This is a genomic window from Psychroserpens luteus (assembly GCF_015319355.1).
GTDB lineage: Bacteria > Bacteroidota > Bacteroidia > Flavobacteriales > Flavobacteriaceae > Psychroserpens > Psychroserpens luteus.
This window is the reverse complement of record NZ_JADILU010000008.1, coordinates 22,494-33,833: the sequence shown is the minus strand read 5'-3', so window position 1 is coordinate 33,833 and position 11,340 is coordinate 22,494. Positions and strand designations below refer to the sequence as shown.

General features: G+C 31.4%; 11 protein-coding genes. 7 read left to right on the top strand and 4 right to left on the bottom strand.

Annotated features, from left to right (window positions below):
• The first annotated feature begins 216 nt into the window (after positions 1–216).
• The gene (locus tag IM744_RS17345; protein WP_194509444.1) at positions 217–747 is read left to right on the top strand and encodes an RNA methyltransferase; all 531 of its coding nucleotides are present in this window, start codon (positions 217–219) and stop codon (positions 745–747) included.
• A gap of 142 nt (positions 748–889) precedes the next feature.
• Here the strand turns inward: IM744_RS17345 and IM744_RS17340 are convergent, their stop codons facing one another.
• Both IM744_RS17340 and folK read right to left on the bottom strand, forming a co-directional pair.
• A complete protein-coding gene (locus IM744_RS17340; protein ID WP_194509443.1) occupies positions 890–1,606 on the bottom strand; it encodes a hypothetical protein in 717 nt (238 codons plus the stop codon).
• Between the two features lie 146 nt (positions 1,607–1,752).
• The gene (folK, locus tag IM744_RS17335) at positions 1,753–2,892 is read right to left on the bottom strand and encodes a 2-amino-4-hydroxy-6-hydroxymethyldihydropteridine diphosphokinase (RefSeq protein ID WP_194509442.1); all 1,140 of its coding nucleotides are present in this window, start codon (positions 2,890–2,892) and stop codon (positions 1,753–1,755) included.
• A 71-nt stretch (positions 2,893–2,963) separates the two neighbouring features.
• On the opposite strand from folK, the gene IM744_RS17330 reads away from it, so the two are divergent.
• The 5 genes from IM744_RS17330 (at position 2,964) to IM744_RS17310 (ending at position 8,497) form a co-directional block, all read left to right on the top strand.
• On the top strand, positions 2,964–3,668 hold the full coding sequence (locus tag IM744_RS17330) for a queuosine precursor transporter (RefSeq protein WP_194509441.1): 705 nt from the start codon (positions 2,964–2,966) through the stop codon (positions 3,666–3,668).
• A gap of 226 nt (positions 3,669–3,894) precedes the next feature.
• Positions 3,895–6,546 carry an AsmA family protein gene (locus IM744_RS17325; protein WP_194509440.1) on the top strand — a complete coding sequence of 884 codons (2,652 nt, stop codon included), beginning with the start codon at positions 3,895–3,897 and terminating at the stop codon, positions 6,544–6,546.
• Between the two features lie 141 nt (positions 6,547–6,687).
• Positions 6,688–7,551 (top strand): sigma-70 family RNA polymerase sigma factor, encoded by an 864-nt coding sequence (locus tag IM744_RS17320; RefSeq protein ID WP_194509439.1) that lies wholly within the window; start codon positions 6,688–6,690, stop codon positions 7,549–7,551.
• Positions 7,552–7,579: 28 nt separating this feature from the next.
• Positions 7,580–7,774 (top strand): 30S ribosomal protein S21, encoded by a 195-nt coding sequence (gene rpsU, locus IM744_RS17315; protein ID WP_028873183.1) that lies wholly within the window; start codon positions 7,580–7,582, stop codon positions 7,772–7,774.
• A 108-nt stretch (positions 7,775–7,882) separates the two neighbouring features.
• Complete coding sequence (locus IM744_RS17310) at positions 7,883–8,497, top strand: LysE family transporter (protein ID WP_194509438.1); 615 nt, start codon at positions 7,883–7,885, stop codon at positions 8,495–8,497.
• On the opposite strand, the gene IM744_RS17305 is transcribed toward IM744_RS17310, so the two are convergent.
• Complete coding sequence (locus tag IM744_RS17305) at positions 8,486–8,725, bottom strand: hypothetical protein (RefSeq protein WP_194509437.1); 240 nt, start codon at positions 8,723–8,725, stop codon at positions 8,486–8,488. The two genes, IM744_RS17310 and IM744_RS17305, sit on opposite strands and share 12 nt — an antisense overlap.
• 71 nt (positions 8,726–8,796) lie before the next feature.
• Positions 8,797–9,591: a DUF2797 domain-containing protein gene (locus IM744_RS17300; protein ID WP_194509436.1), complete on the bottom strand. Its 795-nt coding sequence runs from the start codon at positions 9,589–9,591 to the stop codon at positions 8,797–8,799.
• Positions 9,592–9,634: 43 nt separating this feature from the next.
• Here IM744_RS17300 and IM744_RS17295 point away from each other — a divergent pair, with 43 nt between their 5' ends.
• The gene (locus IM744_RS17295; RefSeq protein WP_194509435.1) at positions 9,635–11,155 is read left to right on the top strand and encodes a GH3 auxin-responsive promoter family protein; all 1,521 of its coding nucleotides are present in this window, start codon (positions 9,635–9,637) and stop codon (positions 11,153–11,155) included.
• Positions 11,156–11,340 lie beyond the last annotated feature (185 nt).

Sequence of the window (11,340 nt, the reverse complement as noted above, 5' to 3'; positions counted from 1 at the left end):
CACTTAAATGCTAAAAGTTTAAATCACTTCCTTGTATTTTTACTTCGGAAATTCTCAAAACCGTAAGATTGCTAAAGTACTTATATTTTGATGTTTTCTGAAATGTGAAACCTAGAAGTTATCTACAATTATTGGTAGATTTCAACAATAATTATCATTCTTGTCCAGACAGGAATGACAGATTAAAAAAGAATACCGCTTTCGCGGAAACTAAAGATGAGAAAACTAAAAAATAGCGAACTCGATAGATTAAATGTGGACGAATTTAAACAAGCCACAAAAACACCTATCATTATAATTCTTGATAATATTAGAAGTCTAAATAATATTGGCTCTGTATTTAGAACGAGTGATGCGTTTTTGGTTGAAAAAATTTATCTCTGCGGAATTACAGCAACGCCTCCACACAACGATATTAGAAAAACCGCTTTAGGAAGTACTGAAACGGTAGATTGGGAATATGCTGAAAACACAATAGATGTTGTTAATAAACTAAAATCTAAAAACGTCAAAGTGATTTCTATTGAGCAAGCAGAACGTGCAACGATGCTCGACACATTTCAACCTGAAGCGAATCAAAAATATGCACTAGTTTTTGGAAACGAAGTAAAAGGTGTAGCTCAAGATGTGGTTGATACTAGTGATCTTGTGATAGAAATCCCTCAGTTTGGAACAAAACATTCGCTTAATATTTCTGTGAGTTGTGGTGTAGTGGTTTGGGATTTGTTTTCTAAAATGACTTTATAAAAATTATCGATGTCATTCAGAAGGAGGCACGACTGAAGAATCTTTTTAATTTAGTAAGACAAGAGATTCTTCGCTGCGCTCTGAATGACAGAATCACAATTTTTATATTCTTTATTCTAACGTCTAGCTTTCTCCTTCGCAATTATTTATCAGCCCAGTGCTCAATCTTAACCAATACTTTATCTGCCCATTGGATTTGATTTTTATCTATAACTTTTAAATAGTGGTTTCTCAAAATAGTTTTTCTCAATTCAGAATTAGTCATTTTAGGAATTTCGACCCTGAAATTATTATTTTTCAAATTACTTATAGCAAGGGTTTTAGTTGTAATTTCCAGTTGTTTTCTTTTATCAAGAAAATTCATAAATCCAATCCTCGCAAATACATAAAACTCTTCAATACTTTCAGCTTTAACATCATTTAGCTCAAAAACATTTGAAGTACTATTTTCTAAAAAATTATTATTGCTGTAGCCAGAAATCACAAAAAACAAAGAACTATCAAGTCCTTTTTCTTTTAATTCACTAATTAACGGGCTAACTATCTCAATTTTTACTCCAGAAATATCCGGATTATAGGATTCAAATAACTTTGTATCAAATTCATTATCATATTTATCTATTTCCGAACTTAAATTAAGAAAACCATTATCTAATTTATATGAACCATTTGATAATGTATCTATTTTTGAAGTAGGAATATCATAACTTAGTAAATAATAATGACCTGAATTATCAAATTTTAAAGCGCCAATATAGACATCATTACTATTATAATAAGTCCCAACAAATGCATTTTTATTTATAGAACATGATAAACACAAAATACCTAATACAATTATTAATATTATTTTTTTCATAGTTTATATTCTAATAGGTTAAATCAAATTTACACTCAGTAGTTAGACTACTTTTTTATTTAAAAAACTAGAGATTCTTCGCTTCGCTCTGAATGACAAAACGACAATCTTCTGTCTTTAGACTTCAAACTTCGGTCTTCTGTCTTCTAGCTTCTTTCCTCTCCACAAATCTCACCCAAAACCCATAAATAGTCTGCACGATTATTCACGAAATCTCGATCTGAAATATCGATGATTTTTACATTGAGTTCGCTTTGATTTTTTAAGAAGTCTAAATAACCTGAGTTGATTTTCTCAAGATACTCATCGTCTATATTTTGCTCGTAATCTCGTCCGCGTTTTTTGATATTTTCTTGTAGTCGTTCTGTATTTTGATACAAATAGACATACAATTCTGGTTTTGCGATGTCTTTGTACATTAAATAGAAGAGTTTACGATAGAGCTTAAACTCATCTTCTGGTAAAGTAATTTTTGAAAAAATTAGTGATTTGTAGATATCATAATCACTCACGATAAAATCTTTAAACAAATCTAATTGCGATAAATCATCACTAATTTGCTGATAACGATCTGCTAGAAAAGACATTTCTAAAGTAAAGGCATAACGTTGTGGCTCTTCATAGAATTTTGGTAGAAAGGCATTATCTGCAAAACGTTCTAAAATTAGCTTTGCATTAAAATCTGATGCGATTTGATTTGCCAAACTTGTTTTCCCTGCACCAATATTACCTTCTATTGCAATGTAATTGTATTTTGAAAAATCAAATTGCTTTGAAGGATTCTTTAACCATATATTAATTGCTTCTACATCGCTCTCATCTTCGCAAGACTCTAAAAGCTGCGCAACGGTTTTTTCTAGTTGTGGATGTTTCAGTTTTGAAGCGATGTCGTGCAATGGTTTCAACACAAACTTGCGTTTTGGTAGTTGAGAATGTGGTACGTTTAAATTTTTAGAAGCAATAATATCACAATCAAAAAGCAGGATATCTAAATCTATGGTTCTTGATTCATAACCTTCGGTTTGTTTACGCTCACGACCTAATCGTTTTTCTATAGTTTGGAGTTTTTCTAAAACTTCTTCCGCAGAAAAAACAGATTCAATATAAATACAAGTGTTTAAAAAATCGTCGCCTTCAAATCCAAAAGCTGGTGTATTGTAGACTTTTGCAATAGCGTTTACCTTGCCTATTTCAGCAAAAATAGCATCAACAGCGTCTTGCAGATATTTTAATCTGTCGCCTTTATTGCTTCCAAGAGCGATGTAAACGTGGTGGATCGTATTCATATTGAATCTTCAAATTAATGAAAACAAAATGGTATTAACGTATATTTGCACCAAGTTTTTATTCACAATTTATGACCATAAAAGACAAACTTTCTGCTCAAAAAATTTATTTATTTCTTGCTGCACTGTTTATCACGTCTTTGGTGGTTTCAAATTTAATATTTCAAAAGTTTTTTTATTGGTATCCTTTTGATATTGAAATTTTTGGTTCTAAGCTTTTTGAAATTTCGGTTGGGATTTTACCTTATCCTATTACGTTTCTAATTACAGATTTAATTAGTGAGATTTATGGGAAGAAGCGAGCGAATCAAGTTGTAGTTGCTGGAATTTTTGCTTCGATATTTTCGTTGCTTATTATTTTTGTAGCAGATAGTGTTCCTGCAATTCCTAATTCTCCAGTTCAAGATTCGCTATTCACTAAAGTTTTTGGCAATTCAATTATAGCTGTGTTTGCGAGTATGAGTGCTTATTTGTTTGCTCAGTTTATTGATATTCAAGTGTATCATTTTTGGAAGAAACTCACAAAAGGGAAACATTTATGGTTGAGAAACAATTTCTCAACATGGTTTTCTCAATTTATAGATACGTTTTCTGTATTATTCCTATTATGTTCTTTTGAAATTCTACCTTGGACAAGTTTCAGAGGTCTATTAATTAGCGGTTTTATATTCAAAGTGCTTGTCGCCTTTCTTGATACACCATTTTTATATTTTGGCGTTTATTTATTTAGAAAACGCTTTAATTTAAAAGTTAATGAAGAAATTGAATTAATCTAACACATCAATAATCATTTTAAATGGGTTAAAGTTTTATTAAACTTTTGTTTTTATTGGGCTTAATATCTACTCTAGACGTATATATAGAACCAACTAATCGTTTTCTTCAAATTACGAAACCGAAAATAAATATTAAATGAGCCGAACATGCTAAAAATACTATTAGTTAAGAGAATGATTAATAGCAAACAGCACGTGACTACTAAAATACAATATATATAAACACATGAAAAAAGCATTAAAAATAATTGGTATTACTTTATTAATTATCCTAGCCTTATTAGTCGCTATTCCTTTTGCCTTTCAAGGTCAAATTAAGGACATGGTTAAAACCTTTATCAATCAAAACCTCAACGCCAAAGTTGAGTTTAGCGATGTGAGTTTGAGTTTTATTAGAAGTTTTCCGCAAGCTCATGTAAGCGTAGAAGACTTGGTAATTACAAATTTTAAACCTTTTGAAGGCGAAACTTTTGTGACTGCAAAAAATATTTCTTTTGACATGTCTATTAAAGAACTCTTCAAAAATGCAAGTGAAGATCCAATTGTTGTAAATTCTATTTCTATTGACGAAGCGTTGTTAACTTTAAAGACCGATGCTTTAGGGAATAATAATTATGATATCACTAAAGAGAATGAGAATGAGAATGCTCAAGCAACTACAGATTCTTCAAGCGGATTTGCTTTCGATATCAAAGATTATAGTATTAATAAAAGCGCATTAACATATATCGACGAGAAATCTAAGACCCAAATGTATATTACAGAGCTTAATCATTCTGGTAACGGGACGTTTTCCGAAGAAAAATCGCAACTCGACACAAAAACCGAAGCGAATGTGAGTATGAGCATGGACAGCGTACAATATCTAAATCAAAATAAGATAAAATTAGACGCGCTTATTGGGATGAATCTCAAGGAGCAAAAATACACGTTCATGAAAAATGAAGGTATGATCAACCAATTACCTCTTGTTTTTGATGGCTATGTACAAATAATAGAAGGTGGTCAAGATATTGACATCACGTTTGAAAACCCTGGATCAACGTTTAAAGATTTTCTGGCTGTAATTCCAGAAACGTATTCTAAAAATGTTGAAAATGTAGAGACTACAGGAGATTTTAAGGTTAAAGGTATTGTGAAAGGGAAAATTACAGAAGAAACAATCCCAACTTTAGACATAAATATTTCATCAACTAATGCATCATTTAAATATCCAGATTTACCAAAACGTGTGAGCAATATTAATATTGATACGTCTATTAAAAATACGACTGGTAATGTTGATGACACATTTGTAGAGATTAAGACACTCAACTTTAAAATTGATGAAGATGTTTTTAAATCTAACGCTGTCATCAAAAACCTAACTAAAAACATGTTGGTTAATGCTAATATTGATGGCACTTTAAATCTAGCGAATATCACCAAAGCCTATCCTATTGACTTTGATAAGGAATTGAGCGGGATTTTAAAAGCAAAACTCAATACATCTTTTGACATGAATGCGATTGAGACTAATGCTTATGCGAGAATCAAGAACTCTGGAAGCGTAAATATTAGTGATTTTATTTTTTCTTCGGAAGATATTGTCAATCCAATACAAATTAATAAAGCAGACATGACATTTAATCCTGAAAGCGTATCTCTCAATAGTTTTGACGCCAAAACAGGAACTAGTGACTTTAAAGCTACTGGAACCATTAAAAATATTCTTGGGTTTCTATTAAGCGATAAAAAACTACAAGGAAATTTCAATTTAAATTCTAATAACTTAGTGGTTAGTGATTTTATGGTTGAAGATAAAGATGCTTCGGAAACATCTAATAAAACAACTTCAGCTGCTCAATCAATGAAAATTCCTGATTTTCTAGATTGCACAATCAATGCGAAGGCAAATACTGTTATATATGACAACCTTACTTTAAAAAATGTTGACGGAACATTATTAATTAAAGATCAAGAAGCAGATTTAAAGAATCTAACATCTAATTTATTTAATGGTGTTTTAGCCTTAACAGGAAAAATATCTACAAAAACAGATACACCAGTTTTTGATCTTAATATAGGAGCAGATGGTTTTGACATTGCTCAATCATTTCAAAGTTTAGAATTACTGCAAAACTTAGCACCAATTGCAAAGATATTACAAGGAAAACTTAATACTGTAATCAAACTCCAAGGAACTCTAGGTAGTGATTTTACGCCTAATCTAAATACAGTTTCTGGTGATGCTTTTGCTGAGTTATTGACAACAAGCATTAAAGAGAATGAATCTTCTGTTTTAACCAAGTTAGATGGCGCTTTAAATTTTATAGATTTTAGCAAATTAGATTTGAAAGACATAAAAGCCAAATTAGACTTTTCTAACGGTCAAGTCAACGTTAAACCTTTTGATCTTAAATACAAAGACATCAATATTGTAGTTTCTGGAAGTCATGGTTTTGACAAAACATTAAAATATAATGCTGTTTTTGATGTACCTGCTAAATATTTGGGTAGCGATGTCAACCAATTGCTTGGCAAAATCAGTGATCCAGAAGTTAATAAAATTACAATACCTGTAACTGCAAATATTACTGGAAGTTATACAAACCCAAAAGTGCAAACCGATTTAACTAGTGGTGTTTCAAATTTAACAAAACAATTAATTGAGATTGAAAAACAAAAACTTTTAAATAAAGGTAAAGATAAGGTCACCGATTTATTAGGTGGACTATTAGGAGGATCAAATAATGGAACCACAAAAGATTCTGCCACAATAAAAACAGATTCCACAAAAACCACAACCACTAATACAGTAACCGAAGGTGTGAAAAACATTTTAGGAGATTTATTAAATAACAAAAAAAAGAAACAAGATTCAACCAAAAAACAGTGATTTTAGGGGTCTAATGTTAAAATATTCATAAAAAATCGTCTTTTTTAGCGAATTTTCATAAAGAAGACAACTTTTATTTGCTTTTGTCAAATTAAAAGTTACATTAGACTCTTGCAAACTTTTTAAAACAAGACAGAATATATGAGGCAATTAAAAATTACCAAGCAAGTTACCAACCGTGAATCAAAATCATTAGATAAGTACCTACAAGACATTAGTAAACTCCCAATGATTACTGCTGAAGAAGAAGTTGAATTGGCTCAGCGTATTCGAGAAGGTGATCAAGTTGCACTTGATAAGCTCACGACCGCTAACTTACGTTTCGTAGTATCTGTTGCAAAACAATATCAAAATCAAGGACTTACACTTCCAGATTTAATTAATGAAGGAAATGCAGGACTTGTAAAAGCAGCAAAGCGTTTTGATGAAACCAGAGGTTTTAAATTCATTTCTTATGCTGTTTGGTGGATTAGACAAGCAATTTTACAAGCTTTAGCAGAACAATCTCGAATAGTTAGATTACCTTTGAACAAAATTGGTTCTATAAACAAAATTAATAAAGCATTTTCGTTTTTAGAACAAACGCATCAAAGACCTCCTAGTGCTCAAGAAATTGCGCAAGAATTGGATATGACGGTTTCAGAAGTGAAGCAGTCTTTAAAGAATTCTGGGAGACATTTATCAATGGATGCACCTTTAAAAGAAGGTGAAACATCAAGTTTATATGATGTTGTCAAATCTGGTGAATCACCAAATCCTGACAATCAATTGATGAAAGAGTCTTTAAATGTTGAAATTAACAGAGCATTAGACACATTATCACAAAAAGAAAGTGATGTGATTCGTTTAAACTTTGGATTAAGTGATGAGCCACCAATGACACTAGATGAAATTGGAGCTACATTTGATTTAACGAGAGAGCGTGTTAGACAAATTAGAGAAAAAGGAATCAAACGTTTACGTCAAGATTCAAAAAGCAAAATATTAAAAACGTATTTAGGATAGTCCTAAACCAATAATTACAAGTATTACAATGATTAAAATTTTAGTAAAAGAAGGAGAAAGCATTGAACGTGCTTTAAAACGTTACAAAAGAAAACACCGTAACGTAAAGACGATGCAAAATATACGTGAAAACCAGTTTTTCACAAAACCATCGGTAAAAAGAAGACGTGAAATCCAAAAAGCTGGATATATCCAAAACATGAGAGATCAGGAGGATATTTAGTAGTTTTTTTGCTTTATAACATATATAAAAGGTGCATCTAAAATAGATGCGCCTTTTGTTGTTTTTTATTGTTTGTAAGTTTTTCCGAAGAAAACCTACCAACACTACATGGTTATTTTATATTTTTTAATAGGAGTTTTTGCGAGTTTTATTGGAGCATTGCCATTAGGTGCTTCTAATATTGCAGTCATTAACACAACCATCAAACAAAATGCAAAGCAAGCTTTCAAAATAGCTATTGCAGCTGGTGTAGCAGAAGTACTATTGTCATACTATGCACTACATTGTAATATGATAGTGAGAGATTTTTTTGATCGCAACATGTGGATTCAAATTGTAATCGTCATTATATTAATGTTTGTTGGTAGCTTTTTACTTTTCAAGAAAGAAAAAGTTCCTGAAAAAAGTAAATTTACATCCTCAAAATACGTAACTGGGTTTCTTTTAGGGATATTAAATCCGCCAGTTCTAATATATTGGATTGTCGCTTTCGGTATCATTAATAACAATAACTTAATGTTATCACTAAGTTCTCCCTTATTGGTGCTTTTCTTATTTTTTACAGGTGTTTATCTAGGTAAGACATTAACATTATATCTCTATAGCAAGTTTAGTATAAAACTAAAAAGTAAGGTTCAAAATATTGGGCTTATAATCAACAAAGTTACAGGGATTTTACTCATCGTTATTGGAATTGCTCAAGCAATTAAATTAAGTCTTTAGATAATTATCATACTCTCTAATAGGGTGATCTTCGTAATAATCTTCAAAGCTTTTATTTGTTGTATAATTATCTTTTAATACTTTATAAACCATAATCACTACAAACATTTGACCAATACAAGTTAAATAAAAGATCCAATTTAGAGGTGTATTTAAATTGACTGCAATAGTAATAATTACTAATAGCAATGTCGTAATTGCGACATATAACATAACAGGAATTTTCATATTGTTTTATTTATAAGATACTAAATAACAATAATTTAACACAATATGGTTTTATAAAATTTCGTTAATATTTAAACGATAGAAAATCTAACCACCAAACCCTCATTACCTCTCACGTTAAAAACTCTATCATCTTCAAAAATGAGGTATTGCCCTTTTATGCCAACTAGTTTACCTGTGTAAGATTGCTCTTTCTCAATATTGAGACTTTTAGGTTTTTCTGGATATTTTATAACAGGAAAATTAATATTAGTTTCTGTATTAGAAGCGATATAATAATCTTGAGCTTCCGCAGGAATAAAACCCTTTAAACGCTCTCTCCATTCTACTAGATTTTCATCTTCGATATCATTTTTCAACATTTTTCGCCAATTGGTTTTATCTGCAACATGATCTTTTAGAGCAATCTCAGTAATACCAGCAAGATATCTATTTGGAACTTCAACAATTTCTATTGCTTCATGAGCACCTTGATCTATCCATCGTGTTGGTACTTGCCCTTTTCTGGTGACACCAACTTTGACATTACTAGAATTAGCTAAATAGACGATATGTGGTTGCAATTGAACTTTCTTTTCGTATTCTAAATCACGATCTTCTTTTCCTAAATGTGCAGTACTTAGCTCTGGTCTCATAATCCAATCTCCGGCTTGTGGAATATCGAAAAAATCATCTTTACAGAAGCCTTGACGGTAAATAGGTTTATCTAATCCGCATTTTAAACATTGGTGTTTTACGAACTCCATTGTGATGGTTTTACCTAGTAACTGATTCATATTCAAGAAATCATTCTCCAAGATTAAGTAATATTGAATGGGCTCAGCGAACTCTGTTTGCATTTTTGTTAAAACACCTTGATAAAACATATGAAAAAAAGTATTATTTTTAAAGCAGAAAGATAATTAAAATATGTCGATTCCATTAGTAAATTCTATTGCTTCGTGGTTTTTAAAAAAACGATTTCATCAAATTGAATTGTTTTTAAAATACCCAAATGAAGTCCAAAACGAATTGCTTTTTCAGCTCCTCGCAACTGCAAAGGACACTGAAATTGGAAGGAAGCACGAATTTAGCACCATTTCCAATTACAAAACATTTAGTGAGCGTGTTCCTATTTCAACTTATGAAGAGTACCAACATGTGATTGAACGTTCTCGTCAAGGCGAGCATAATATTTTTTGGCCTAACCCTATAAAATGGTTTGCTAAATCTAGCGGAACAACAAATGCAAAAAGCAAATTCATACCAGTAAGCACAGAATCTTTAGAAGATTGTCATTACGCAGCAAGTAAAGATTTACTATGCATGTACCTTAATAATAATGAAGACTCACAATTATTCACAGGTAAAAGTTTACGTTTAGGTGGTAGCAAAGAGCTCTATAAAGAAAACGGGACAGCCTTTGGAGATTTATCTGCAATACTAATTGACAATATGCCATTTTGGGCAGAGTTTAGTAGTACACCAAGCAGTAAAGTGTCCTTAATGAATGATTGGGAACATAAAATGCAAGCCATTGTTGAAGAAACCCGAAATGAGAATGTAACCAGTTTAGCTGGTGTGCCTTCATGGATGCTTGTATTACTTAACAATGTTTTAGAAACTACAGGAAAAGATAGCCTATTTGACATCTGGCCTAATCTAGAAGTCTATTTTCATGGTGGTGTGAGTTTTGTACCATATGTTGACCAATACAAAGCTATTTTACCTAAATCTAATTTTAGGTATTATGAAATTTATAATGCTTCGGAAGGATTTTTCGCCATCCAAGACCAGAATAGTAGCAGTGAATTATTGCTGATGTTAGACTATGGAATTTTCTATGAGTTTATCCCTATGGATTCCTACGGAACATTGGACCAAAAGGTTATCCCGTTGAGTGACGTTGAAATTGATAAAAACTACGCAGTAATTATAACAACTAACGCAGGACTTTGGCGTTACAAAATTGGAGACACTGTAAGATTCACATCAATTAACCCTTATCGTATTAAAGTTTCTGGACGTACCAAACACCATATTAACGCGTTTGGAGAAGAACTCATCATTGAAAATGCAGAAGACGCACTTAGAGAAGTTTGCAGTACGACACAGTCTGAAATTGTAGATTATACTGCTGCTCCAATTTTCATGAAAGGCAGAGACAAAGGATCACATGAATGGTTAATAGAATTCAAAACACCTCCTCAAGACCTCAAGACCTTTAATGAATTGCTAGACACCAAACTCAAATCGCTAAATTCAGATTATGAGGCAAAACGTCTTAATAATATGACCTTGAATATGCCAACTGTTCATATTGCTAGAGAGCGTTTATTTTATGATTGGTTAAAACAACATGATAAACTTGGCGGACAACATAAAATCCCTAGACTCTCTAATAGCAGAGAATATATTGATGAGCTTTTACAATTGAATACAACTTCTTAATTTTTTAGGAATTTAACTGTTAAGAAAACACTTTAATTCACAAAACAGCTTTAATTACCGTTAAAAATATAAAGGATTTCAATAAATATTCGACGAACAACAACTTATTTTCCCAAACAACGAGAATATATTAGTGTTCATCCAAAATGAGTGGAAGTCCTTTTTTTTATGGACTTAATGCAGTT